Genomic DNA, 24,278 nt, shown 5'->3' on the forward strand with positions numbered 1-24,278 from the left:
TAAGAAAATATGAACAATTGAACTGATGACAAGACACAAATAAACTGTCGTTCAATTCTTTCTCGCAGGTCGCGTCGCAACAACAGAGCAACGATAACCACCGGAGCTATCACCACGGGCAGTCACTTGATCAATCGACCATCGACCAACCATTTCTGGAGGAAATGATTGGTTGAGTTCGAGTATTCCCTCTGCAACTAAATAAGGATCACCGGGTAAATCGATTCTGATACAGTCTTTTTCACGCATGATTTTCTGAAGTTCCTCATCACATGTCTGTTGAGCCACGGATGAGTCTTCATAAACCTGTTGCAACATGACAAAAGGTGCTTCACCTGAAGAGACTTCATATTCAAGTCCGGTATCACTCTCAACCCATTTGGCTTTGACGCCAAAAAAATTTCTCCGGCTCGCCAATTCAAGCTGGCAATTGATAAACTTTCTGAAATCTGAAGGATCATTATTACCGGAGACATCGACAGTCACTGACGGTATATCTTGACCCGTGATAGTTTTAGTCTGTCCCTTTTCAGCCAGAACGTATAATCCATCGACCGGTTTAGCAATCGCATCATGACGCTTTGCCAAGCGAACTAAGAATGCGCTATCCGTTTCGTTCATCTGATCTATATGTTTAAACCACACCGTTTCAAATTTAGAGGCCACTCTCGGACTAAAACCATGTGATGTCACAAGTTGACGGAAGATTTCAGCCAGCGAGATGAAAGTAAACGTCCGTGTGTGGCGCTCTTTAAATCCTGTTTTATCTTGAATCTGAAAAGGAGCAGCGGTCGCCACAATTGTTACTGTCGGTGGAAATAATTTTGGAGAAATACGGGTAATCTTATATTTTCCCTTATGAACTAACTGACCTTGATATCCTTCAGAAAATATCAATTCAGCACCTTCTTTGGGAAGTCCGGTCTGCCCTGCCGTATCAACATGCAATGTAATCTGATCCGACTGGGCAGCAGAGACATCAATCCGTTCCCACGAGATCAACCGTGAATTCATAATTTGCTCCCCGGGCCCACTAATTCGGACTTGAGGTATACTGCCTAATCCCATATGTTCACCGTCATCGTTGGCACCAGCTCGGGTAGTATCGGTAACTTGATTTCGACACCTGCCGGCAGCACAGGCCCATAAAGCGCCAAACCAGGATTGATCAGATAAAGCGCTTCTTCCGCTTCATCATCATCCCGCCCCAATGATAGCCATAATAATTGCGGCACTAAGTCTCCATTACGACTAAGAATAGTTCTCATTCTGCATATTCCTCTAATTCAATAGAGAACCCCACCACAAAGGCGGTCCCATCATCAATGATCCGGTCTTGCTTTTCTTGCAACCCTTTGATGACCCATCGGCCCATACTTTGCCCGTATCCATCCGCCAAAACTAAAGGTTTTCGCTGTGCCTGTAACTGCCTCAGAGCCTTCATATTGTCCATGCCTTCCCCACGAAACCAGGTGCCATTGATGCTGATTTTATCCAAATTCTGGCCCATATTTTGACTGATCGGTTTTTGACCATAACGGGGGACAGTGACCCACCCCCCATCACTGGTTCGCTGTAACCCTTCATAAGGTGTTCGTTCACTCAATGAGAAAACAAATTCACCTAATGACATCATCTTGCTCATGTATTACTCCTGTCGAAAAGACTGGCATCCGCCCGAGTTGCTACATCATTATTCCCCATCAGGATCGGGCTCAACTCAGCTTTCATCCGCTCCAATAACTGCTGACTAAACCCTTGGTCATATGTCGGATTACCGGACGGTGTGATATGAATAACGGGGGCAAAGTTAATTTGTTGTTGAGCCGATTTACCTAACTGCTTACTCTGCTCAGAAACCGTTGCAGGCGCTGCTTTATCGGTTTTATCTTCACCCAACCAAGAGACGACCTGATCGCTTAACATTCCACCAAACATGCTGCCAAGAGATAAAAAGGCTGCCCCTTTCATCGCGAGACCACTGATAGAACTCAGCGAAATGCCACTCTGTTTTTTTGACAGATGCTGTTTCAATGGATATTGTTTCGACGGATGTTGTTTCGACGGATATTGTTTCGACGGACGTTGCTTCGACGGATGTTGTTTCGATGGATGTTGTTTCGATGGATGTTGCTTGTCGTTATTCCCATTCTCACTGTCCTCACCAAACAGCGAACCAACACTATCGCCAAGCCAATGACCAATTTCACTACCGCCAAATCCGCCCACAACAGAACCAATCAAACCACCCACAGCGGTTCCAAGAATTGGAACAACGGATCCTATCGCAGCACCAGCCATCGCACCGGAAGCCGCACCGCCCATACCGCCAAGCATGTCTCCCGCTGTCCCCACTATTTTTTTCACATTGCCCTTGGCAAGAGCAGAAACGAGTTTGACGCCCTTGAACGCAATATCTAACGGTTTAAATAACTTGCCCGCGCCTTTAAACACAGCACCGCCCACGCCTTTAAACGCCGCACCAACTTTTGACATGGCGCCCGATAGCTTGGGCTTCATTTTTGTACCGCTGAATATAGAACCAACAAAACGAGACGTCCGAGCAATCAACCGGCCGAAGCGAGAAGATTTACGAGGTAACCCGCCAGCATTGCGGATACGGGACCGAGGCCGCTTCCGAGGACGTTTCCGAGGCCGTTTTTTACGCTTGCGGCGAGAGTCATCGCCATCACTACCGCCTGAATCACGACCACCGGAATCACTCAATGATTGTGATCCAAGTTGATTCAATTCTCGATTCAAACGCGCTAATTGCAACGTCGCTCGCTTGGCTGCTCGACGCGTTTTACTCAGCTTGGTAGCAAATAAATCACGTTCAGGATGGAGACGATCTTTACCTTGATCTTTACCTGGACCATTCCCCTTCACCAAACGGGAGAATTTAACAATGGCAGAGCCAGCTTTGAGTAATGGCGTGACAGCCGCTGCCGCAACCAATAAACCGGTGGCAAGTATGGGGTTAGCTTCAGCGAATTTATTTATACCATCCACAACACTGAGCAACGGTGGCAGCATCTTATCCACAATCGGTAATAACCGCTCGCCAAGCGTGATATAGATCTGATCAAAACGCGCACTGAGTTGTGCCAGCTTATAGGCGGAGGTGTTCGACACGATCTTGTAATCCGTGTCGATACTATTCGAATACTTGCTCTTCTCATTCGTGAGCTTCAATGCGGCAATGAAGCCTTTGTTATTCTGTTCTAGGTTTTCGATAACTTTTAAAATCGCGGCGGTTGATTTCTCACCAAATAAATCAGTAACAACATCTTCGCGTTGATCAGGAGAAATATTTTTCAAGCGGTCGAAAACATCAAGCAAGGTTCCTCGGGCATCTGCTTGCATCCGGTGAGCTAAATCGGCGGGCTCGATACCAAGCGTTGTCATCGCTGCTTTCTGTTGCGTGTTTTTCGCTTTCCCTGCGGTGAGTGATCCAAGAATATTGCTGATGGCCTCACTGGCCTGTGCTTCAGTGGATCCACTGGTAAGCAAGCTGGCTGATAATGCCGCTGTTTCTTGAACATTCAAGCCAGCCTTAGTCCCGGCCTCCCCTTGCTGTGCCACAACTGCAGCTACCGATTTTGCCTTAACGCCCATGCTATGGCTCAAGGCATTCGTTGCATTCGCCAAACCAACAGCTTGCTGCTGAGAAAGCTGCATAGAAGTGCGCCAACGAGATAGTATCGCCGTTGCCTCTTTTGCAGATACATCCCAGACGACAGCCACTTTTGATACTGACTCAGCAAATGACAACAGTTGATTTTTTTCAATGCCGGATTGGGACGCATCACTCACAATCTGAGCAACAACTTGCTGTTTTAGCCCCAGATCACCGGCCAGACGCAGCATTTTCCCCTGATACTGGCTGGCTTCTTGGTCATTGGCAAAATGTACTGTTTTTTTGACATCAGCAAATGCACGTTCAGATGCAATGACACGTTTTCCCAATGCCAAAACAGGTTTCAGAGCCGAACTCATATCCGTTTTCACTTGCTTAACCAACTGTATCGTTTCACCTTTGAGGTCAGTTTCTCCTGTCGGTACAACACCATGGTTTGGCAACTGTAAATTATCAACGCGAAGCTCTATCGCGCTTTGACGGTTAGCCCCCGCCATTTGGGGCGTTATTTTCAAATCAGCCATGACTTATCTCTTCTCTATCCCCAGTTTTGCCGCAGCCAAATAGTAACGGCGCAGAGCTTCATCAATACGCCAATCCATGATCTCCCTTGGGGATACGTGGTAGACCAGCGGAATCATATCGGTCAGGACTTCTACATCTCTTAGCGAAAGTAGTCCGCCGGTTGTTGCAAAAAATCAATGAGCCTCTCCTGAAGCTGATTCCAGTCTGGCAGACTCAAGCGCATGAGTTCTTGATGCGTGAAACCACAACAACTGGCACTGATGAACAGGGTTCTTTCCCATTCATCCTGATGGGTTTCCATCAGTTCTGTGGTCGCAACCGTCGGCGGGCGTAATTTATAACCGGTTTTTTCCTGACCATCATCGCCTTGAATCGGAATCAGTAGTGTCGGTTCATCAAGGTTAAACTCATCTGCCAATAATGTTGCCGCGGTTGATTGCATCAATTCCAATACGTGTTCTCGAATTGAGTTAAAGTCAGGCGTAACCAATTTTTTCAATTCAGATGGTGTCAGTCCGGTACTCAAACAAATACATTCCCAGAGCAATTGATTATCATCTTGCTGATGGTTATGGCTTAGCTCTCGCTGTTGCCCGACGGTGATCGTGTGAATTTGTACGTGATTTAGTTGTTGACCCTTATCATCTTCAATGGGCCAAACTAGATTATGTGTGTGCAACATGGGATTGACTCCTTATCCATATTTCGCATAAAAAAGGCCCCGTAAGGGGCCCAATTTATAGAGATACCAGAAAAATAAATAACTGAACTTATGCGATACCGACATTACGTCGATGAGCTTCCATCAGATCGCCATTACCCAGATTGAGTATTTGAGCCTTACGATCAATGTTATAAATGACTTTGCCATCTTCAGTTTTCTTATACGCACTGACGGACATTTCCATATCGTGCTCCGGCAATTCCCCCATTTTGCTGGCCGACTCAGTCACTGAGATAATTTCCCCGGTTAAGCTATAAGTGATTGCAAAGCTATTACCATCTTCATCCTGATGGGATTCTTTGATATCAACTTGACACAATTCGCCGGATGCTAATCCATAAGCAGATAAAAGCGCTTGATCGGCACCTTTGACTTTCCACTTACTATTCATTTTTTCAAGCCCGACCATGATCTCACCCGGAATGAAAGAACCGCCACGGGTTTCCTGCATGACCTTTTTGATTTCAGGTGGGGTAAATTCGTCTAGCTCTTTGATTAACGGATGACTGTTAATCATTGCCTGACGAGTAATACGTGAACGTTGACCTGCCATTAAAGGACCTCCTCAAGAAATGATTCAACAATGCCGGTGTCCTCAATCAGGTGGTACACCATATGTTCATTTGGCGCATAGCCGTAGTATTTGATTGCAATATGCCATTCGCCATTGCGGTAATTTTCAACGTTATTGAGTGTCGGATGCAGGTAAACTTCAGCCCCCATGACCGTTTCATCTGCTTGCAGCGATTTCAACCATACATTGAGCTTGGTGATTTCCTGATCCATGAAAGATTTACTCAGATTTCTTGCCATCGCACTCTGAGCAGTTTTTGCCAACTTACGGACAATGGCGTATTCCAGACCGACCTGAGAGACAAAACGCCCCATCACACAGCGGTTACCAATCAGTGAGAAGCCGCCTAATGATGTCCGAGCAAAGTAGGAAACACCGTTACGATTTAACAAATCACCATTCGTGGATTTGTCCATAATGTTGTAATCAATCGTCCGGGCCGTACCGTTGATCAATGCGCCCATTCCCCCTTTCGCTGGGCTTTCCCATGCCTTGACTCGTGCGAAACAAGACAGTGCAATCGCAGCACCAGAGAAAGAAACATTGCCTTTTGCCGCCTGACTGTAAACAGAAACCTGTGGATCAACCAGATAGAAAGATTCATAACCGGTACCTTCACCACCAAGACTTTGTGAATAGGCAACTGCCTCGTTGTCATTGGTATTCGGACCATCACCGACAGGAATCGCAAATAAACGTTTCCCCATAGCAGCCAAAGCATCAGCTACCGGTTTGGTATTAAATCCCGGTGCACTGATATGTGTTGGCGTTTCCATACAATCGGCCAAGGCTTGAATCCCGGTTCGTTGACCGGTTGTTACGTCAATCTTACCAATCACATTGTTAACCGTATCCGACAGCTCTGTGCCTTCCTCCACAATCACGACATAGATCGGAACCGAAACCAAGCGGAACGTTTCATAACAAGTTCGCCATAAAGTCCCTTTTTCTTCCCCGGTCATATCAAGCTTTGCGGCATCCGCCATATTCGCGATACGAATCGGTGTATTTTTGGCAAGTGATGTATCAGCATCTGGTGCAGTCCCGGCTATGCCCAAAACAATTTTTCCCAGGGGCCCCATTGGTGGTGGTGCGGGATGATTTACTACACTGATACCATTATGCACAAATGATGCAATCTCAGGCATTCGCCTTCTCCTTCTGTTGAGTGGTCAGCACGGCTTTCACCTTGCCGCCCAGTTTTAAAAATTCCGCTTCACAAGGAAGCAAATCGACGACGTCGCCTTTTTGATACCAGCACCGCTGATTCGGGCATTGGTATGGTACAAGCACTTCATACTCCAAGTGCTCTGCCGGCTTTGACTTTTGGGTTACCATATAGGTCTCCAGAAACTAAAAACCCAGCACTTGGCTGGGATTCGGGTACAAAAAAACCGCTTTCGCGGTACTTCAGTTTTTGCTTGATGTTACCTATCAAAACTCAGGAAATGACGGCCAGACAACCGTATCAGGATCGCTGTATTGCTGTGGAATATCAGCGAGCGTCTGAACATAATCATCCAGTTTGGTTAAATTGTCTGATGACAGCGTTGTCGGGTCATCTGCATCATCAACAATTTTTCCGGTCCGTAGCTCTCGGCTATGCCGCATATAAATGTTGTCCGTTGCCGCAATTCGCGTATTACGCTCAGCACGGACTTCTGACCGTTACTGCAGCATCAATTTCAGCAATTTTATCAATGACCGTTTCAGTCAATTTACTAACGGAACTCAGCACTTCTGCTGTAGTTTTTGTACTCATATTTGTCACCTAACAGATTAGTTTTCCAATCACAGCAGTCTGAATTTCTGCTGAATGAAGGTATTCATCATTGTGAGTTGCGAAGTGGACTGAGATGAATCATTGTCCTCGGATATAATCCAACGTCGGCACATGATCCAGATTACGCGACGTCTTCACTTCAGTAACGATATGAGAGTTTCCAATATCAATATCAAATCCAGACTTGAAGATATGAATATTATGATGATCAAAAACATTCGTTGTGATTAGTTCGTTATGCGTAATCACTTGCTGAAATTCTTTTCTGGTCGATGAAATTAAATAACGGTGCCCCCCACGCAACCAAAACATCGCACCTATGACATAAGCACTACCATTGACAAAGTCAGCAATAAAGCCATCCGTTTTAACTGCATCTGGTGTCATACCATTAAATGCATGTCTAAAGATATCAACCAGTAAGATCTCAGGTAATATACCCCAACCATTGTTTTGTAATAAGTATCGAGCAGTGAGTGCACCGGCTCCTTCGCGGTCATCATGCATACTACGGCTAATTTGTAGCTCTGTAGCACCGCGTTGTGCCGCAGGAATGTAAACCGGATAGAATTTATCTTCCTCTCCAGAAACATCAACAAATATACCCTCCCGGGTGGTATAGCGTTCATCAGCATCTGTTAAAAATTGTTCGAATTCTGCTTCAGCCAGCGCCATCCGCTGGTCAATCTGCCTTATTTTTCCTGTGATGGCTTCAGTCACTATATTCACTGATGCTGTTAATTCTGCAAGTTCTTGCACAAGCATAAATTACTCCTTATACGCGGTTAATTAGATGAATGATGTTTTTCCAGATCCAATATACGGAACTCTTGAAGGATCTGCCGGTGCATCGTATCCACCTGAGCTTTAGCCATCTGAGCAAATTCCTCATCGATAAGAATATTAAAATTTTCCATACCGACAACAACTGTGACGCTGTCACTTGGAAGATTACTCAAATCCAGAGTAACTGGCTGAATACAATGGCCATTTTTAGTTTTGTAGTTCAACGTTGTATCAGGGGAGGAAATAATCCCTAACAACGTCCCGGATTCTAACCAGAACCCTAACTCTCGAATCGGGTATTCCAGTTCTCCGCTAAACTTAGCGACTGCCTGAACCTGACCGATACCAATATCTTGATATTCACCAAATTCAACCCGCTGTAATTCATTTTGCAAAGTTGCCTGGTCAGGGCTTGGAATATAGGCACGATCACCGGCTGATACCCATTTTAATGATAGTTGGATCCCCTTTGCTTTAGCACTGATACATTCATCCAGGCCTTTGCGGGTGATCACTAACTTAATGGTGTCTTCACTCATAGTGTTGCTCTCGCATTGATGGTTAAAATAGTGATGTTGTAATGCGCTGAATAGCCAGTCATATTGATTTAACCATGTCCAACAATCGCTGGAATAACAGCGCTTGCCTCAACAGCATTTACATTCAATCCGGGTGCAGTTGCACCACCGACAGAAAGATCAATTCGAGCATCAGGCATTGGCCATAATGATACAAAAAAACGCCTTGATTCAGGCGGTTAGTTACGATGCTGATGGTAGTGGATAACGGGCTTTAATCTCAGCGACTTTATCACGCCAAGATGTCTCTTTGTCTTCAGTTTGATCATACTGCCACTCCATGAAGAGGGCGTCTGACTCAAGGCGGTAAGCTTGTTGTCGTTTGACGAGATTTTGAGCTTCTTCGAATTCTTTTTGCTGCAAAACCGACTCGATCTGCTCCTGAGTCATACCCAACGAATTCATATAGCTGCGGGTCGTATCTGTTTGAGTTTGACCCTGAAAAATGTAACTAAACATAGGTTTTCTCCTGTTACACAAAAAAAGCGGGACGAAACCCGAAACCGGACATTGAATGAGACCGCGAGCTGCCAAGTGATATTGTGCCCAGCCCTGCACTAGATCCATCTCTAAAGCCGCCCCCGCGAAGCGGGAATCTATCACCATAATTGCGACACAAGATAGAACCGACAACCGTCGCTGTGGTTGCTGACTCGATGAGTAATCGACGCAACAGCTCGTTCGGCGTATACCCAGCCGACTTTGTGATCGCAGCAAAATGCGGGTTATCCATGTACGGGTAGTCGTTACTATCGTCGTCAGCAGGCCCGTTACGCTTGGTCACTGAGTCGCTGAGCACTGGTGAACCATTGTTGCCAGCTCCGCTGTGGTTGTCGGATGTCGAATCAAAATAGGCTGGGTGACGATGCCAGTTAGCTTCGGCAACTGCCGGATTGTTATCCAGCGTAGTTAGAATCTGGCCGTCATCCAGTTTCATCTGGTCAATCCACTCCCACACATTGCCGACCAGGTCGCATATGCCGAACTCGGTATGATCGTGATTCCATGTTGCGGGGCCTTTGCCTGTGTCGGTTCGTCCGGTGCCGCTTGTATCGCCCGGCAATCCGTTGTCGGCACGGCGAGCGGTCTCCCACTTCGCCTCATGGCTGCGGCCACAGTTCGTATTGCCGCGAGGGACGGTGCCGTTAGCCAGAGACCAGAGTGCAATAGCAGCCCATTCATGGATCGACATCAGGTGCCAGTTGTCACCCTTTTGTGTGCAGAGTTGCTTGGCCGTGTCGTAGTTAACCGTGTTTCGCGGCTGAGGGCCACCGATAACAGCGGAGCCGCCTGCGGGCGATGATGCCAGGTACTTACCGACGAGAATTTCGCCGCGAGGCGCTCCGTTCGTTACAAATGCCGGATGCACACCTGTACCCAGATCAAGCGCTGTTAGTCCCAAGTCTTCAATATTGAAGCGCGGAATAACGCACATAATGTTAGGGTTTCCCTGAGCGTCATAAATGACCGTGTTTCGACCGCCTGAGTTATGCTCGACCGCTTTGCGATAGCTGTCTGTGGCAATGATGGTCAAGCCGTTGGCTTTTTGGTCATATGTGCTTTCGACCTTGGCTATCGAGTCATTGGTCTTCTTGTCAATGGCAGCCATTTTGCCAGATACTTCCTGCACGACAGCTTGAGAAGCTGTCGTTTGTTCAGCAGATACTTGTTGCAGCTCTGCGATTTTTTGCTCTATAGACATTATAAAAGTCCCTCAATATGACGTAGTCGCTCTGTGATTAACATTTGATGATGTATTTCTCTTGTGCTTATGGCTTGAGACTGAATGAAAGCACAAGCCATTGTTATCATCTCTTCCGTTAAGATGATATTCAGATTCTCAGTGCCAACTTCGACTGTAATTGAGTCAGTTGGTATGGCCGATAAATCTAAAGTAAACGGCTGAATACAATGGCCATCTCTCGCTTTATAGTTCAGCATTGTATTCGGTGCAGAGATCACACCAAACAAGGTCCCATCTTCTAGCCAAAAGCCGAGCTCACGAATGGGATATTCATCAGGTCCAGAGAACTTAGCCACCGCCTGTATCTGGCTCTCGCCTATATCTTTGAATTCGCCAAACTCGACTCGCTGTAATTCATTTTGCAAAGTCATCTGCTCAGGATTCGGGGTATAGGCACGATCGCCGGCTGATACCCATTTTAATGATAGTTGGATCCCTTTTGCTTTAGCACTGATACATTCATCCAGACCTTTGCGGGTGATCACTAACTTAATGGTGTCTTCACTCATAGTGTTGCTCTCGCATTGATGGTTAAAATAGTGATGTTGTAATGCGCTGAATAGCCAGTCATATTGATTTAACCATGTCCAACAATCGCTGGAATAACAGCGCTTGCCTCAACAGCATTTACATTCAATCCGGGTGCAGTTGCACCACTGACAGAAAGATCAATTCGAGCATCAGGCATTGGCCATAATGATACAAAAAACGCCTTGATTCAGGCGGTTAGTTACGATGCTGATGGTAGTGGATAACGGGCTTTAATCTCAGCGACTTTATCACGCCAAGATGCCTCTCTGTCTTCAGTTTGATCATACTGCCACGCCATGAAAAGAGGGTCTGACTCAAGGCGGTAAGCTTGTTGTCGTTTGACGATATTTTGAGCCTCCTCAAAATTCTTTTGCTGCAAAACCGACTCGATCTGCTCCTGAGTCATACCCAACGAATTCATATAGCTGCGGGTCGTATCTGTTTGAGTTTGACCCTGAAAAATGTAACTAAACATAGGTTTTCTCCTGTTACACAAACAAAGCGGGGCGAAAACCGACGTTAAAGAACGAGTTCCACCGCGCATAGTTCAGATTGAGCGCCCCCAGCCCGGCGACCGAGCCATCTCCCCAGTAGCCCCCGTGAAGCGGAAACCGGTCACCATAGTTGCAACACCAGAGCCCACCACCAACTGTAGTCGTGGTTGCTGATTCAATGAGCAATCGACGCAACAGCTCGTTCGGCGTATACCCAGCCGACTTTGTGATCGCAGCAAAATGCGGGTTATCCATGTACGGGTAGTCGTTACTATCGTCGTCAGCAGGCCCGTTACGCTTGGTTACTGAATTGCTGAGCACGGGTGAACCGATGTAGACATTTCCGCCGCTTTGATTGTCGGATGTCGAATCAAAATAGACTGGGTGACGATGCCAGTTAGCTTCGGCAACTGCCGGATTGTTATCCAGCGTGGTCAGGATCTGGCCGTCATCCAATTTCATCTGGTCAATCCACTCCCACACATTGCCGACCAAATCACATACACCGAGTTCGGTATGATCGTGATTCCACGTTGCGGGGCCTTTGCCTGTATCAGTTCGTGCGGTGCCACTCGTGTCGCCAGGTAATCCGTTGTCGTCACGGCGAGCAGTTTCCCAACTCGCCTCATGGCTACGTCCATAGTTCGTATTGCCGCGAGACACAGTGCCGTTAGCCAGAGACCAGAGCGCAATGGCTGCCCATTCATGGATCGACATCAGGTGCCAGTTGTCGCCTTTCTGTGTGCAGAGTTGCTTGGCCGTGTCGTAATCAACCGAGGTTCGCGGCTGTGCCCCACCGATAACAGCGGAGCCACCTGCTGCCGATGATGCCAGGTACTTACCGACGAGAATTTCGCCGCGAGGCGCTCCGTTCGTTACAAATGCCGGATGGACACCTGTACCCAGATCAAGCTCTGTTAGTCCCAAGTCTTCAATGTTGAAGCTCGGAATAACGCACATAATGTTAGGGTTTCCCTGAGCGTCATAAATGACCGTGTTTCGACCGCCTGAGTTATGCTCGACCGCTTTGCGATAGCCGTCTGTGGCAATGATGGTCAAGCCGTTGGCTTTTTGGTCATATGTGCTTTCGACCTTGGCTATCGAGTCATTGGTCTTTTTGTCAATGGCAGCCATTTTGCCAGACACTTCCTGCACGACAGCTTGAGACGCTGCCGTTTGTTCAGCAGATACTTGTTGCAGCTCTGCGATTTTTTGCTCTATAGACATTATAAAAGTCCCTCAATATGACGTAGTCGCTCTGTGATTGACATTTGATGATGTATTTGTCTTGTGCTTATGGCTTGAGACTGAATGAAAGCACAAGCCATTGTTATCATCTCTTCCGTTAAGATGATATTCAGATTCTCAGTGCCAACTTCGACTGTAATTGAGTTCGTTGGTATGGCCGATAGATCTAAAGTAAACGGCTGAATACAATGGCCATTTCTCGCTTTATAGTTCAGCATTGTATTCGGCGCAGAGATCACACCAAACAAGGTCCCATCTTCTAGCCAAAAGCCGAGCTCACGAATGGGATATTCATCAGGTCCAGAGAACTTAGCCACCGCCTGTATCTGGCTCTCGCCTATATTTTTGAATTCACCAAACTCGACTCGCTGTAATTCATTTTGCAAAGTCATCTGCTCAGGATTCGGGGTATAGGCACGATCACCGGCTGATACCCATTTTAATGATAGTTGGATCCCTTTTGCTTTAGCACTGATACATTCATCCAGGCCTTTGCGGGTGATCACTAACTTAATGGTGTCTTCACTCATAGTGTTGCTCTCGCATTGATGGTTAAAACAGTGATGTTGTAATGCGCTGAATAGCCAGTCATATTGATTTGACCATGTCCAACAATCGCTGGGATAACAGCACTTGCCTCGACAGCACTTACATTCAATCCGGGAGCAGCCCCGCCATTGATAGAAAAGTCAATTGTAGCATCAGGCATTGCCCATAATTGTGCATATCCCGAGGTCTCCCGCGTATTGGTCACAGGCGCGATTGCACCGGCTATCTCTATGCTCGTTTCGACCCCAAACATCAGCGATAGCTCGATCTGATCCCGCTCTGATTTGGTGTCTTCGATATAAGCCAGCAGCTTTTTCACATTGGCCACGTCCACCGGCTTGTTGCCTTTTTCCCAGGCAACAATCTCCAGACTGTACGGTTGACCTTGTGGCTGTTGCTGATACCACGGTTTGATTTGGCTCTGAAAATCAAAGGACTCCAGAGCGAGCTTCAGTCCGGCACGGGTACCACTCATTTTTCGGACCTGCCATGCATGTCCGGCTAAGTTGCGTTTAACGGGCTCTGGATCAGATGTATCCCACACCGGCAATTGAAATTCAGATGCAATATAGGGGACGATTTCAAACGCAGTCTTTTGGGCATCCAGTAGATGCGGGTATGGATTGCCAATACCATAAATTTGCTGACTAAATGACAACTCCATTGAACGTTCGAGCGGACTTCGGTTATCAGGAAGGACACTATATGTTTTCAGTGCCAACGGTAATTTTGACTGATTCAAGATAAGGCGCCTCACTGTAAGCACAACGCAATGGCTGCTCAGGTTGAATAATTTCTCCGCGGTGTGCTCCGGTTGACTCCAATAGAACACTGTAGAGCATTGATGGCTCGATACTGCCACCGAGTCGATGCTGTTTCAGCGCATAAGCGTTGACCGCTTTCTCTGCTGCTGCCAACACAACATCAGCATCGGGGCCGGGACGAATATAAAGTTTCGCTTCACACTGCCATTGGCGAATTTCTGCTGGTCTTACGGTGATCAAATCTGTTTCCTGAGCAATATCATCCCGCTCTAGGTAAGATTGAGTGGCTTCGATTAATGACGGGCTTGGCATACCATTGCCTTCATGTGTCAGAATGAAACAATCCACAACACCGGGAGAAACTTGTCGGGCTTGTGTATCCTTGGTCAAACCAGCCATTTCATGATCTGAATATTCATAAGTCACGACCACTCGCTTTGGCTCATGACTGTCAATTTGAACTTCAGGTCTGCCCCCCAAGGTCATCGCATGAAAACGATACCCTGAACGTGTACCGGTACTCGCCAAGGCATACGCTGCTAAATAATATCGAGACAGCAGAGAGTCATTACTCTCCATGACGGGTGGAATCGGAGGGAATGCACCAGGAGCTCCGGGATCAAGAATTTGGCGGGTGACACCTAACTGACTCACAATCAAATCGATCATGTCATCATCGGTCGCATACATGCCAAACATCTGTTGTGCTTGACCATTCAATTGCCGAATATGGTTTTGTAAAATAACCGTAAATGCTTCGACAAATTTAGTCAGCAATTCAGCTTCATTGCCGAGTGTTTCATTCACCGCCGTCGCATCATCTGGAGAGTGCTTTGCAAAGTATGCCAAAATATCGCTCTTCACTTGTTGTAGCAGAACTTCAAACGGTGGGGTCTTGATGATTTCCGGTTTAGGTAATGGATTCTGATGTGGAAACATTCAGGGGTACCTCAAACTTAACTGTTCGCCCTTTCCAATTGCCTGAAAAGTAAAGGCTTAGGCCAGTAGCGTGACGTGTTGCAATACAACTGTCCGGGATAAAATCAGACAGTCCGTTTTCTGGGTTATAAAATGCCTCAATCGCAGCAGATTGGATGCGAACCAATGTACTGTCAGTCATATTAGCCGCTAAACTTTCCCGCACTCGGCTACCGAAACCCGAACGCTTGACCCGACCACCTAACGGGGTAGTCATCACTTGGGTGATCCGACTGACCAATTGTTCATAACTATCAATTTTTCTGCCGGTAATCCGATCGATACCAATCATCATTTCACCTTATAGATTCCAGCCGATGAGCCACTGGTTACGCTCACTTCAGCTTGACTCATAATATGTTCAACAACCGCCTCAGCGATTGCGTTAACCATCACTTGCGCATAGGCATGTTTTCCGCTGGTCTTAAAACCCGCATCTTCTAACTTATTGATAATTAGATCTTCTAACTTAGGTGCATCCATCGCCATATTATTTCCCCGCTGTAACTGTGCTAGATCCATCGCCATGTGGATTGCCGGTAAAATGACAAATGTGTGCTGTCGTGACACAAGGCGATCCACCGTTCAAAGCGATACTTTTGGCATCCACGGTTGCCACATCACCAGCAACGATATGAGCACTCTTGTCAACATTAATATGGACATCACCTTTGATATCGACGGTCAGCACGTGATTCTGTGCGTGATAGTTGATACGGCTGCCATCAGGATAAACCCGTAAAATTTCATTGGGATCGCCGCTCGGAGAAGGAAAGTTGTCACTAAATAATCCCGTTAAAGCCACCGTCTGACTGCCGTTATCACCGGCCCCATAGTTCAGTACCAAAGTCTGTTCACCAATCGATGGACAGCGATAGTCTCTGGTTTCACCTGCAGAAGAGGCAAACCACCGAATAAATGGTGTCGTTAAGTCACCATGCTTCACTTTGATCAAATAGCCGTTTTCATGGATTGCAGCAACCTGTCCTAATCGAATCAGACTTCGGTTCCGGCGTCGCAAATCTTCAAGTTCATGGGAAAGTGTTTCGATTCGTTCTAAATATGGGGTCAGCATTTCTCGGACAAGCCCCTCAATTGCCTGACGCATACTTCACCTCCAACGGTTGATATTCATCAGCATTGTCCAAATGTTCTGGATTCACAGCCCAGGCAATCCCGCCTCGTTCTTCGTCTGGTTGATTGAGAGATTCACCAAGATACAAGTTTTGTCGCCAACTGACTGCTCGGGCAATCACCTGATCTAACTGATACTGAAGTCCACTCGGCTCTGAGCGCAAAAATTCAGGCGCATCAATTTGACGAATATCGATGCCCCAATGATTACGATCAACAAAGCGTTCAATCGTTGCAGTGTTATCTAAAACACGTAAAAAAGAACGCTCGGCTGAGCGTGGTAACAGACAATGAACCCGAATGTGATAGCCATGACAATATTGTCCGTTGCTATTTCGGGCTCCCGCTCTGCCAAAACGAAACTCAATCAGGAGAGTCAGAGACTCAATCGTCATGGTGCGATATTCATCATAGTTTTTCACCACCACATCACTTCCCAATAATTGTCCAAGGGACTTTTCAATCTGTTCATAAAGCTGACTGGGATATTCAAGTTGTAATATTTCTGAGTTCAAAACACCTCTCCTATGTAAGGGAGAACATCACACTCTCGGTGTGTATTAATTTATCAAGCTGAAGTAAAAAATTAACATAAAAAATGAAACATTAATAAAAACACCGGTCGTTAAGCATTTCTAAAAAATATACATTACTTTAATTAATATTCTATAAATTACTTTATATTATAAAATTTTCAGATATACGACATTCAGGTAAATATTGCATTGTGAATATCATGCGCCATGCAAATCTGTATTTCAATATTTACTTGCGTATCATTGCGAACAGTAAACCGAGAATACATTCATCATAATAAAAATAAAAAAGCTCTGACCATTGAGGCAGAGCTTTGCATTGTGGATATCATGCGCCATGCAAATCTGTATTTCAATATTTACTTGCGTATCATTGCGAACAGTAAACCGAGAATACATCATCATAATAAAAATAAAAAACCTGACCATTGAGGCAGAGCTTTGCATTGTGGATATCATGCGCCATGCAAATCTGTATTTCAATATTTACTTGCGTATCATTGCGAACAGTAAACCGAGAATACATCATCATAATAAAAATAAAAAACCTGACCATTGAGGCAGAGCTTTGCATTGTGGATATCATGCGCCATGCAAATCTGTATTTCAATATTTACTTGCGTATCATTGCGAACAGTAAACCGAGAATATAGTCATCACAATAAAAATAAAAAAGCTCTGACCATTGAGGCAGAGCTTTGCATTGTGGATAGCATACGCCATTCAAATATATTTATTCGCATTATTGCGAAATAAATTATATTTGAAGGTAATAGGATGTTTTATATCATTATAAAAGACTTTAATTCATAAGAGCATAGGCTTCTTCTTCTAATTTTATTCTTTCCATCAATGTCAACATTGCAGCATTACGTTGTGCCGCAAGCCACTGACTAAGTTCTTCCAGAATGACATGGTATCGTTTAAATATTGGGTAAGAACAAATAAAACGGCTAGAGCACATTGCAACATAACGTGATTCAGGGCTCCATAATACGCGGCCATCTTTGCAATGAGTACACTTTCTCATCTGCCGGTGTGGCGTTTTATAGAGGCCTGTACCACCACAAGATGAGCAGATACACCCTTGTGGCTGAGTTGCTTCTTCGATTGCCGCGTTGATCATCGCTGCAAATCCAGATTCACTGCGCTGGCCACGCCAGTTTTTAGTCAGCGTGACAATTTCAGATTGGATCACTTTTTCCAAAGTCTGGCGAGAATGACGACATCCTTGTGTTTCGACAAATAGAATGAGAAAACCAACCGGTGAAGCTTTCCAGCTTACGCCGACCATTGAGAGTTGTTCCTCAACACTGAATTTACCTCTCCCTCCCTGATGCATCGTCTGATAATCCATACTTTTCAGATTAAACTTCGCCAGTAATGTTTCAGGTCTCATATTCTTTCCTTATAAAAAACAAATATTTGTGTGTGAAAAACAGGTCAGGTCTTATCATAATCCCGTCTCATCTAAAACAATGTTCAGGGAGTAGCAATTCTCACGTCACTTCATTACAATAAGAACCAATAGTTATAGAATTAAATACAACTATTGGTTTTCTTTCAAGCCCACAATGCGAACTATCAGTTTCATATTAGAGATTTAATCATGACCAATCATAATGTTCTCACTTTTGCACAACGGCTCAACACCATCTGCGATGAACAAGGAATTCCTGTACGGGGGAGAGCCCGCTATCTACAGGAGAACCTCCCCTATCGGCTCTCACTGACCGGAATCAGAAAATGGCTCATCGGTGAAGCCATACCAGAGACGTCAAAATTGATAAATATCGCGGAATTACTAGGGACAACAGTCGAGTGTCTACTCGGGAGCAGGCATACGCAGGAAATTAAACAACCAGAAATAAGCCATCACTCATCGAGTGTCATCACAGCGAATACAACCCCAGAAGAGAGTACTCGGAACTTTAAGCCACTGGCGAAGCATCAATCCAGAGTATTACCGCTGTTGACGCCAGACCAAGTCCTCAAACAATCCATTGCCTCTCTTCCCATCCGTTCCGTAACAAAATGGATAACTGTCAGCGATGATATTCCGGCACAAGCATTCGCCATGCAAGTGGATGGCAACTCAATGTGTAATCCGAACGGTTTTCCAAGTATACCCGAAGGTTCGACCGTGATTATCGAACCCGGTCATGAGATACAACACGGTAAAATAGTCGTCGTGACTGACTATCATTCGAATGATTATGTCTCTGTCAAAAAGCTAGAAATTGACGGACCACATCAACTACTCGTCTCACTCAATACGATCTATCCTCCCCTTGAGTTTGATACCGACCGCTTTCGCATCATCGGCTATGTCAAACAAATTATGATGACACTCTAAGACATTCTGTTTTCTCTTCACCGCCAAAATGATAGTATTCGCTCTATCGGCAATGACAATCAGCATCAGTATACATTGATGAATTGTCTTGCTTTTCGATGACTGATTACCGGATACTTATTGAAATAGAATCACTGCCAACGAGATGATCATCTCTACCAGTTGTGAAATCCATTCTGCCGTTGTTCCAATGGCCTGTCGTATTCATTCAATTGGTTGATTTATCTGATTTAATCAACACATAAAGCATATGAAAAACAACGAACAACCAACATTCTTCTTTTTCGATTATGAAACTTGGGGAGTCCATCCCGCAAAAGATCGTCCCTGTCAGTTTGCCGGGGTCAGAACGGATATGGACTTCAATATCATTGGCGAACCGCTGGTCATCTTCTGTCAACTACCGGTCGATTATCTGCCTGCACCGGAAGCTGCACTCATCACCGGTATCACCCCACAACAGGCCAATAGCAAAGGTTTATCAGAGCCAGAATTTATTCAGCGTATCCATCAGGAATTGTCCCATCCCAATACAACCTGTCTGGGTTATAACAATATCCGTTTTGACGATGAAGTGACTCGTTATACCTGTTATCGCAATTTTATTGATCCTTATGCATGGAGCTGGCAAAACGGCAATTCGCGTTGGGATCTGCTGGACGTTGCTCGCGCCTGTCATGCATTACGTCCGGAAGGCGTTGTATGGCCTCAGAATGAAGATGGCAATACCAGCTTTAAACTCGAACATCTTTCCGTTGCAAATGGTATCGAGCATACAAATGCCCATGATGCGATGGCCGACGTGTATGCAACCATCGAATTGGCAAAAGTCATCAAAAATGCGCAACCGAAATTATTCGATTATTTCTATTCCATGCGCCATAAACGCAAACTGAATGCGTTAATCGATATTGTCAGTATGACGCCATTAATGCATGTGTCCGGTATGCTCGGCAGCCACTGCCAATATACCAGTTGGGTTGTGCCACTTGCTTGGCATCCGCATAATAAAAATGCGGTCATCATGGTTGATTTGGCGAAGGATCCCCAGCCACTCTTTGATCTCAATGCTGATGAAATCAAAGAGCGTCTCTATACCAAACATGAAGACTTACAAGATGATGAGTTACCGATCCCGGTTAAGCTGGTTCATCTCAATAAATGCCCGATCCTCGCTCCTGCCAAGACGCTAACGGCAGAAAATGCACATACCATCGGGATCGATAGAGACAAATGTTTACATCATTTATCTCTTATGAAGCAAGCTCAGGATATCAGAGAGAAGCTGGTCCAAGTATTTGGTGAAGAGAAAGACTACCCAACGAATACTGACGTCGATACGATGTTATACCACAACTTTTTCAATCCCGCGGACAAGGCTGCGATGGAGATTATCCGACAGACATCGCCTGAAGCTTTACGGGATTTATCGATCTCTTTCCAGGACTCACGGATCACCCCCTTATTGTTCCGTTATCGAGCCAGAAACTATCCTGAAACACTCACCATGCATGAACAGAAACAGTGGCAATCCCACTGTCAGGATTACTTCTCCCAACATATGGATGATTATATTCTTCGTCTGGAAAATCTGGCTCATGAACATGAGCAGGATTCCCACAAGATGCAGATCCTAAAATCAATCTACCAATATGTGCTGAACCTGACATCATAATAGGCCGCTTGCTGAATCTCTCTGCTGCCATGCAAGCCCTACTGATGAATATGACTTGCATGAGCCAAAGATAAATCATCACTCAATTTCGGAAATCGACATGATCATTTCACTACTCAAATTTGTGGTTTCTTTGGGAGCAATCATGGCTTCCCTGTGGCTTGGTACACTCATTCAGGTTTGGTTACATCTTTCGATTCCCGGGAGTGTTCTGGGGATGCTGATTCTATTTATTGCGCTAGCCAGCGGCCTGTTACCCGTCTCGTGGGTAAAACCGGGGGCATCACTATTTATTCGCTATATGGTTTTTCTCTTTGTACCGATCAGTGTCGGCTTGATGACCCATTTCGATACTCTGATTGAGAATGCACTCCCCATATTTGCCAGTGCAATCGGTGGAACAATCATTGTGTTGATCTGTATGGGTTTATTACTCGATCGTATGCTGAAAAAATAACACCACTGAGGAATATCACGCATGTGGCTTTTGATTACTATTGTTATTTTCTTTGCCGTTCGCTGGCTATGTCAAAAATGTAATACCCCTTTAGCGAACCCACTACTCATTTGTGTCATCATTATTATCGGCATTCTGCTCTATTTTAACGTGCCTTATGAAACTTACGCAGCAGACAATCAATGGGTAAATTTTTTACTCCAGCCCGCAGTTGTCGCCCTTGCCTACCCCCTGTATGAGCAATTACCGCAAATTCGTGCCAAATGGCGAATTATCCTGTTTGCCTGTGTTTTTGGGAGTGTCATGTCAATGCTGACCACGGCATTGATTGCGGTTTTATTCCATGCAGACACACCGCTCATCGCAGCATTACTGTCTAAGTCGGTCACAACACCGATTGCCATGGAAATCGCCAGTAACCTTGGTGGTGAACCATCAATTGCTGCGATTCTGGTGCTGATTGTCGGATTATTCGGCGCTATTTTCGCTTACCCGATTTATCGATTACTCCATATCACCCATCCAATCGCGAAGGGGCTAACGATGGGGAGCATCTCTCATGCACTCGGCACTGCCAGCTGTGTGGAAAATGATCCCCGCGATGCGGCATTCAGCTCACTTGCGCTCGTGCTCTGTGGCATTATCACTTCTGTGCTGGCACCACTCGCTTACACATTGGTGCTGTGGTTAAGCCCATTACTGACAACTTAGCGAGTGACTGCGACCCTTAAATCCGATATTGATCACATTATTGATGAAATAGAAATAACATACATCATTATAATAGGATTATGGTCACAACAATTTCATCAAACTGCGTTAGTATGAAATGCCTGAAGTGATGAAAGAGATGAACATATGACCCAAAATCGATTCACTGTTCTCAGCCAATTGCCCGAAGCACTGGCTAAACCACTCGAAGAGATTGTCACCAATCCGAAATTTTCAGCCACCTTCACCTCGCAACAAGTTGCGCATTTAATGGACGTGACCGGTTTCGACGCCGTCACCCTTGCTCAACATTTGCTCCCACTGGCTGCGATTTATGCTGATACGCCAGTTTCCGACTTCCATGTTGGTGCCATCGTCCGCGGTGGTTCCGGTGCGCTGTACTTCGGTGCCAATATCGAGTTTTCCGGTGTCTCACTCGGACAAACGATTCATGCCGAACAAGCCGCCATTGCGCATGCATGGATGTGTGGTGAAAACGAACTCAGCGACATTATTGTTGACACACCACCATGTGGCCACTGCCGTCAGTTTATGAATGAACTTGCCAACGTTGAGGCATTACGAATTACCCTCCCCAATCAGGCAACGAAAAAACTGCACGATTACCTTCCGGAAGCTTTTGGGCCAGCAGATCTGGGAATGAAGATTCGACTCATGGATCAACAAGCGCATCAAATCCATGCTGATTATTCAGATCCACTGCTGCAAGAAGCACTGAAAGCACTCAACAACAGTTATGCGCCTTATAGTCAGGCACTGGGCGGTGTCGCCATCGAACTCAAAGATCAACATATTTATCTGGGGTCTTATGCCGAGAATGCGGCTTTTAATCCGAGTCTTCCGCCACTGCAAGTTGCAGTGATACAGCTCAGAATGAGTGGCTATTCATTTAGCGATATCAAGCGTGTCGTGCTTGCTGAAACCAAAAATGCAGCAGTCACTCATCTGGATACAACCCGTTCGGTCTTGCAAAAAATTGCACCACATATCCAGCTGGAACATATTGAGATATAACACCAAAAAACTCATAACCATCTGATTATTCAATATAAAAACATAAATTATCACCTAAGACCCCGAAAAGGCAAACGTTTGCTTTTTCGGGGTTTTTCAGTATGATTGCCGCAGTTTTCAAAATGAGAAGAGGTAATCAGAGAATGTTAGGGACAGCGACAAGAGAAAGTGCAACACGAGTTCTGTTACTTGGCTCCGGAGAGTTAGGTAAAGAAGTCGCAATCGAATGCCAACGATTAGGGCTGGAAGTTATTGCTTGTGATCGATATGCCAACGCACCGGCGATGCAAGTTGCACATCGTTGCCATGTCTTTAACATGTTGGATGGCGATGCGCTGCGTCGAGTCATCGAACTCGAAAAGCCAGATTATGTGGTCCCTGAAGTGGAAGCGATTGCCACGGCAACACTTGTCGAATTGGAAGACGAAGGTGTTCATATTGTACCAACAGCCAAAGCAACACAATTGACGATGAACCGCGAAGGTATCCGCTGTCTGGCAGCCGAAACATTATCTCTCACCACTTCTCCTTACCGTTTTGCGGATAACTATCATGACTTCCGCGATGCCATTACCGAAATCGGGCTTCCCTGTGTCGTTAAGCCCGTGATGAGTTCCTCAGGCAAAGGCCAGAGTGTCCTCAAATCAGAACAAGATATCGATAAAGCTTGGCACTACGCACAAGAAGGGGGCCGTTCCGGTGCCGGACGAGTGATTATTGAAGGTTTCATTGATTTTGACTACGAGATCACTCAGCTGACTGTGAGTGCTGTTGATGGTATCCATTTCTGTGCACCAATTGGTCATCGGCAAGAAGATGGCGATTACCGTGAATCTTGGCAACCCCAAGCGATGTCTGAGGCTGCCCAGAAAAATGCCCAGATGGTTGCGGAAAAAATTGTCACGGCGCTCGGTGGCTACGGGATCTTCGGTGTGGAACTATTCGTCAAAGGTGATCAGGTCATTTTCAACGAAGTCTCCCCTCGCCCCCATGATACGGGATTAGTCACTTTAATCTCGCAGAATTTATCTGAATTCGCCTTGCATGTCCGTGCATTTACAGGGTTACCTATCCAGCAGATTGTATCGTATCAGCCTGCCGCATCGGTGGCTTTACTTGGTCAGGGCACATCCGACAATGTCCGTTTTGATGGTGTGGCGAATGCCCTGACGGTTCCCAATACGCAAGTTCGCCTGTTCGCGAAACCAGAGATTGATGGCAGAAGAAGGCTCGGGGTGACGCTCGCCACAGGCGAAGATACACAACAGGCGAAAGACGCAGCACTGGCGTGTGCGAGTCATATCGTCCTGCATTATTAATATCATCTCACCAACCCAAATATGTTCTGAATCAATAGGGTGATACAAACCACGTAAGACTCTCCGAATAAAAGAGAACCATAGAATGACAACAGGCCGGAACGTCAATCACGTTCCGGCCTGAATCTTTTCTCTGA

At 45.8% G+C, this 24,278-nt stretch carries 30 protein-coding genes; 6 read left to right on the forward strand and 24 right to left on the reverse strand.

What is annotated here, in order from left to right:
* Window positions 1–51: 51 nt before the first annotated feature.
* The 24 genes from OCU60_RS10170 to OCU60_RS10285 form a co-directional block, all read right to left on the reverse strand.
* Window positions 52–1,014 (reverse strand): phage late control D family protein, encoded by a 963-nt coding sequence (locus tag OCU60_RS10170; protein WP_205410501.1) that lies wholly within the window; start codon window positions 1,012–1,014, stop codon window positions 52–54.
* A 44-nt stretch (window positions 1,015–1,058) separates the two neighbouring features.
* A complete protein-coding gene (locus tag OCU60_RS10175; RefSeq protein ID WP_074373495.1) occupies window positions 1,059–1,268 on the reverse strand; it encodes a tail protein X in 210 nt (69 codons plus the stop codon).
* Window positions 1,265–1,645: a phage tail protein gene (locus OCU60_RS10180; protein ID WP_074373494.1), complete on the reverse strand. Its 381-nt coding sequence runs from the start codon at window positions 1,643–1,645 to the stop codon at window positions 1,265–1,267. Before OCU60_RS10180 ends, OCU60_RS10175 begins: the two co-directional genes overlap by 4 nt.
* Window positions 1,642–4,164: a phage tail tape measure protein gene (locus tag OCU60_RS10185; protein WP_074373493.1), complete on the reverse strand. Its 2,523-nt coding sequence runs from the start codon at window positions 4,162–4,164 to the stop codon at window positions 1,642–1,644. The genes OCU60_RS10180 and OCU60_RS10185 overlap by 4 nt, the downstream gene beginning before the upstream one ends.
* 140 nt (window positions 4,165–4,304) lie before the next feature.
* Window positions 4,305–4,847, reverse strand: a complete 543-nt coding sequence (locus OCU60_RS10190) for a phage tail assembly protein (RefSeq protein ID WP_074373492.1) — start codon at window positions 4,845–4,847, stop codon at window positions 4,305–4,307.
* Window positions 4,848–4,935: 88 nt separating this feature from the next.
* Window positions 4,936–5,442 carry a phage major tail tube protein gene (locus OCU60_RS10195; RefSeq protein ID WP_074373491.1) on the reverse strand — a complete coding sequence of 169 codons (507 nt, stop codon included), beginning with the start codon at window positions 5,440–5,442 and terminating at the stop codon, window positions 4,936–4,938.
* Complete coding sequence (locus OCU60_RS10200; RefSeq protein ID WP_074373490.1) at window positions 5,442–6,611, reverse strand: phage tail sheath protein; 1,170 nt, start codon at window positions 6,609–6,611, stop codon at window positions 5,442–5,444. The genes OCU60_RS10195 and OCU60_RS10200 overlap by 1 nt, the downstream gene beginning before the upstream one ends.
* Complete coding sequence (locus tag OCU60_RS10205) at window positions 6,604–6,801, reverse strand: hypothetical protein (protein WP_074373489.1); 198 nt, start codon at window positions 6,799–6,801, stop codon at window positions 6,604–6,606. The genes OCU60_RS10200 and OCU60_RS10205 overlap by 8 nt, the downstream gene beginning before the upstream one ends.
* Before the next feature lie 96 nt (window positions 6,802–6,897).
* Window positions 6,898–7,074, reverse strand: coding sequence for a phage tail assembly chaperone (locus OCU60_RS10210; protein ID WP_235862186.1), 177 nt, complete (start codon window positions 7,072–7,074; stop codon window positions 6,898–6,900).
* A gap of 250 nt (window positions 7,075–7,324) precedes the next feature.
* Complete coding sequence (locus tag OCU60_RS10215; RefSeq protein WP_074373488.1) at window positions 7,325–8,011, reverse strand: hypothetical protein; 687 nt, start codon at window positions 8,009–8,011, stop codon at window positions 7,325–7,327.
* Between the two features lie 20 nt (window positions 8,012–8,031).
* Complete coding sequence (locus tag OCU60_RS10220; protein WP_074373487.1) at window positions 8,032–8,571, reverse strand: phage tail protein; 540 nt, start codon at window positions 8,569–8,571, stop codon at window positions 8,032–8,034.
* A 222-nt stretch (window positions 8,572–8,793) separates the two neighbouring features.
* Entirely contained in the window at window positions 8,794–9,069 is a 276-nt protein-coding gene (locus OCU60_RS10225; RefSeq protein WP_074373486.1) for a hypothetical protein, read from the reverse strand.
* Between the two features lie 13 nt (window positions 9,070–9,082).
* Window positions 9,083–10,012, reverse strand: a complete 930-nt coding sequence (locus tag OCU60_RS10230; RefSeq protein ID WP_235862185.1) for an SUMF1/EgtB/PvdO family nonheme iron enzyme — start codon at window positions 10,010–10,012, stop codon at window positions 9,083–9,085.
* Window positions 10,013–10,311: 299 nt separating this feature from the next.
* Window positions 10,312–10,863 carry a phage tail protein gene (locus tag OCU60_RS10235; RefSeq protein ID WP_074373484.1) on the reverse strand — a complete coding sequence of 184 codons (552 nt, stop codon included), beginning with the start codon at window positions 10,861–10,863 and terminating at the stop codon, window positions 10,312–10,314.
* A gap of 221 nt (window positions 10,864–11,084) precedes the next feature.
* Window positions 11,085–11,360, reverse strand: a complete 276-nt coding sequence (locus OCU60_RS10240; protein ID WP_074373483.1) for a hypothetical protein — start codon at window positions 11,358–11,360, stop codon at window positions 11,085–11,087.
* A 13-nt stretch (window positions 11,361–11,373) separates the two neighbouring features.
* Complete coding sequence (locus tag OCU60_RS10245; RefSeq protein ID WP_074373482.1) at window positions 11,374–12,606, reverse strand: SUMF1/EgtB/PvdO family nonheme iron enzyme; 1,233 nt, start codon at window positions 12,604–12,606, stop codon at window positions 11,374–11,376.
* Window positions 12,606–13,157 (reverse strand): phage tail protein, encoded by a 552-nt coding sequence (locus OCU60_RS10250; RefSeq protein WP_074373481.1) that lies wholly within the window; start codon window positions 13,155–13,157, stop codon window positions 12,606–12,608. Before OCU60_RS10250 ends, OCU60_RS10245 begins: the two co-directional genes overlap by 1 nt.
* The gene (locus OCU60_RS10255; protein ID WP_074373480.1) at window positions 13,154–13,918 is read right to left on the reverse strand and encodes a phage tail protein I; all 765 of its coding nucleotides are present in this window, start codon (window positions 13,916–13,918) and stop codon (window positions 13,154–13,156) included. Before OCU60_RS10255 ends, OCU60_RS10250 begins: the two co-directional genes overlap by 4 nt.
* A complete protein-coding gene (locus tag OCU60_RS10260) occupies window positions 13,878–14,879 on the reverse strand; it encodes a baseplate J/gp47 family protein (RefSeq protein ID WP_074373479.1) in 1,002 nt (333 codons plus the stop codon). The genes OCU60_RS10255 and OCU60_RS10260 overlap by 41 nt, the downstream gene beginning before the upstream one ends.
* The gene (locus OCU60_RS10265) at window positions 14,851–15,210 is read right to left on the reverse strand and encodes a phage baseplate protein (protein ID WP_074373478.1); all 360 of its coding nucleotides are present in this window, start codon (window positions 15,208–15,210) and stop codon (window positions 14,851–14,853) included. The genes OCU60_RS10260 and OCU60_RS10265 overlap by 29 nt, the downstream gene beginning before the upstream one ends.
* Complete coding sequence (locus OCU60_RS10270; RefSeq protein ID WP_074373477.1) at window positions 15,210–15,407, reverse strand: hypothetical protein; 198 nt, start codon at window positions 15,405–15,407, stop codon at window positions 15,210–15,212. Before OCU60_RS10270 ends, OCU60_RS10265 begins: the two co-directional genes overlap by 1 nt.
* Before the next feature lies 1 nt (window position 15,408).
* The gene (locus tag OCU60_RS10275; protein ID WP_074373476.1) at window positions 15,409–16,026 is read right to left on the reverse strand and encodes a phage baseplate assembly protein V; all 618 of its coding nucleotides are present in this window, start codon (window positions 16,024–16,026) and stop codon (window positions 15,409–15,411) included.
* Window positions 16,010–16,567, reverse strand: a complete 558-nt coding sequence (locus OCU60_RS10280; protein ID WP_074373475.1) for a hypothetical protein — start codon at window positions 16,565–16,567, stop codon at window positions 16,010–16,012. Before OCU60_RS10280 ends, OCU60_RS10275 begins: the two co-directional genes overlap by 17 nt.
* Window positions 16,568–17,390: 823 nt before the next feature.
* On the reverse strand, window positions 17,391–17,987 hold the full coding sequence (locus OCU60_RS10285) for a hypothetical protein (protein ID WP_074373473.1): 597 nt from the start codon (window positions 17,985–17,987) through the stop codon (window positions 17,391–17,393).
* A 210-nt stretch (window positions 17,988–18,197) separates the two neighbouring features.
* On the opposite strand from OCU60_RS10285, the gene OCU60_RS10290 reads away from it, so the two are divergent.
* The 6 genes from OCU60_RS10290 (at window position 18,198) to purT (ending at window position 24,141) form a co-directional block, all read left to right on the forward strand.
* Entirely contained in the window at window positions 18,198–18,944 is a 747-nt protein-coding gene (locus OCU60_RS10290) for a S24 family peptidase (RefSeq protein ID WP_074373472.1), read from the forward strand.
* Window positions 18,945–19,194: 250 nt separating this feature from the next.
* Entirely contained in the window at window positions 19,195–20,619 is a 1,425-nt protein-coding gene (gene sbcB / locus OCU60_RS10295; RefSeq protein WP_074373471.1) for an exodeoxyribonuclease I, read from the forward strand.
* Window positions 20,620–20,719: 100 nt separating this feature from the next.
* Complete coding sequence (locus OCU60_RS10300; RefSeq protein WP_074373470.1) at window positions 20,720–21,076, forward strand: CidA/LrgA family protein; 357 nt, start codon at window positions 20,720–20,722, stop codon at window positions 21,074–21,076.
* 21 nt (window positions 21,077–21,097) lie between these two features.
* Window positions 21,098–21,787, forward strand: coding sequence for a CidB/LrgB family autolysis modulator (locus OCU60_RS10305; RefSeq protein ID WP_074373469.1), 690 nt, complete (start codon window positions 21,098–21,100; stop codon window positions 21,785–21,787).
* 147 nt (window positions 21,788–21,934) lie between these two features.
* The gene (cdd, locus tag OCU60_RS10310; protein ID WP_074373468.1) at window positions 21,935–22,822 is read left to right on the forward strand and encodes a cytidine deaminase; all 888 of its coding nucleotides are present in this window, start codon (window positions 21,935–21,937) and stop codon (window positions 22,820–22,822) included.
* Between the two features lie 143 nt (window positions 22,823–22,965).
* Window positions 22,966–24,141: a formate-dependent phosphoribosylglycinamide formyltransferase gene (gene purT / locus OCU60_RS10315; RefSeq protein ID WP_074373467.1), complete on the forward strand. Its 1,176-nt coding sequence runs from the start codon at window positions 22,966–22,968 to the stop codon at window positions 24,139–24,141.
* The last annotated feature ends 137 nt before the right edge of the window (window positions 24,142–24,278 follow it).

The organism is Vibrio spartinae (assembly GCF_024347135.1).
Lineage (GTDB): Bacteria > Pseudomonadota > Gammaproteobacteria > Enterobacterales > Vibrionaceae > Vibrio > Vibrio spartinae.

Bases quoted from the DNA above. Each gene is read 5' to 3' on its own strand.
- OCU60_RS10170 (WP_205410501.1), bottom strand. From the start codon at position 1,014: ATGAATTCACGGTTGATCTCGTGGGAACGGATTGATGTCTCTGCTGCC.
- OCU60_RS10175 (WP_074373495.1), bottom strand. From the start codon at position 1,268: ATGAGAACTATTCTTAGTCGTAATGGAGACTTAGTGCCGCAATTATTA.
- OCU60_RS10180 (WP_074373494.1), bottom strand. From the start codon at position 1,645: ATGAGCAAGATGATGTCATTAGGTGAATTTGTTTTCTCATTGAGTGAA.
- OCU60_RS10185 (WP_074373493.1), bottom strand. From the start codon at position 4,164: ATGGCTGATTTGAAAATAACGCCCCAAATGGCGGGGGCTAACCGTCAA.
- OCU60_RS10190 (WP_074373492.1), bottom strand. From the start codon at position 4,847: ATGTTGCACACACATAATCTAGTTTGGCCCATTGAAGATGATAAGGGT.
- OCU60_RS10195 (WP_074373491.1), bottom strand. From the start codon at position 5,442: ATGGCAGGTCAACGTTCACGTATTACTCGTCAGGCAATGATTAACAGT.
- OCU60_RS10200 (WP_074373490.1), bottom strand. From the start codon at position 6,611: ATGCCTGAGATTGCATCATTTGTGCATAATGGTATCAGTGTAGTAAAT.
- OCU60_RS10205 (WP_074373489.1), bottom strand. From the start codon at position 6,801: ATGGTAACCCAAAAGTCAAAGCCGGCAGAGCACTTGGAGTATGAAGTG.
- OCU60_RS10210 (WP_235862186.1), bottom strand. From the start codon at position 7,074: ATGCGGCATAGCCGAGAGCTACGGACCGGAAAAATTGTTGATGATGCA.
- OCU60_RS10215 (WP_074373488.1), bottom strand. From the start codon at position 8,011: ATGCTTGTGCAAGAACTTGCAGAATTAACAGCATCAGTGAATATAGTG.
- OCU60_RS10220 (WP_074373487.1), bottom strand. From the start codon at position 8,571: ATGAGTGAAGACACCATTAAGTTAGTGATCACCCGCAAAGGCCTGGAT.
- OCU60_RS10225 (WP_074373486.1), bottom strand. From the start codon at position 9,069: ATGTTTAGTTACATTTTTCAGGGTCAAACTCAAACAGATACGACCCGC.
- OCU60_RS10235 (WP_074373484.1), bottom strand. From the start codon at position 10,863: ATGAGTGAAGACACCATTAAGTTAGTGATCACCCGCAAAGGTCTGGAT.
- OCU60_RS10240 (WP_074373483.1), bottom strand. From the start codon at position 11,360: ATGTTTAGTTACATTTTTCAGGGTCAAACTCAAACAGATACGACCCGC.
- OCU60_RS10245 (WP_074373482.1), bottom strand. From the start codon at position 12,606: ATGTCTATAGAGCAAAAAATCGCAGAGCTGCAACAAGTATCTGCTGAA.
- OCU60_RS10250 (WP_074373481.1), bottom strand. From the start codon at position 13,157: ATGAGTGAAGACACCATTAAGTTAGTGATCACCCGCAAAGGCCTGGAT.
- OCU60_RS10260 (WP_074373479.1), bottom strand. From the start codon at position 14,879: ATGTTTCCACATCAGAATCCATTACCTAAACCGGAAATCATCAAGACC.
- OCU60_RS10265 (WP_074373478.1), bottom strand. From the start codon at position 15,210: ATGATTGGTATCGATCGGATTACCGGCAGAAAAATTGATAGTTATGAA.
- OCU60_RS10270 (WP_074373477.1), bottom strand. From the start codon at position 15,407: ATGGCGATGGATGCACCTAAGTTAGAAGATCTAATTATCAATAAGTTA.
- OCU60_RS10275 (WP_074373476.1), bottom strand. From the start codon at position 16,026: ATGCGTCAGGCAATTGAGGGGCTTGTCCGAGAAATGCTGACCCCATAT.
- OCU60_RS10285 (WP_074373473.1), bottom strand. From the start codon at position 17,987: ATGAGACCTGAAACATTACTGGCGAAGTTTAATCTGAAAAGTATGGAT.
- OCU60_RS10290 (WP_074373472.1), top strand. From the start codon at position 18,198: ATGACCAATCATAATGTTCTCACTTTTGCACAACGGCTCAACACCATC.
- sbcB (WP_074373471.1), top strand. From the start codon at position 19,195: ATGAAAAACAACGAACAACCAACATTCTTCTTTTTCGATTATGAAACT.
- OCU60_RS10300 (WP_074373470.1), top strand. From the start codon at position 20,720: ATGATCATTTCACTACTCAAATTTGTGGTTTCTTTGGGAGCAATCATG.
- OCU60_RS10305 (WP_074373469.1), top strand. From the start codon at position 21,098: ATGTGGCTTTTGATTACTATTGTTATTTTCTTTGCCGTTCGCTGGCTA.
- cdd (WP_074373468.1), top strand. From the start codon at position 21,935: ATGACCCAAAATCGATTCACTGTTCTCAGCCAATTGCCCGAAGCACTG.
- purT (WP_074373467.1), top strand. From the start codon at position 22,966: ATGTTAGGGACAGCGACAAGAGAAAGTGCAACACGAGTTCTGTTACTT.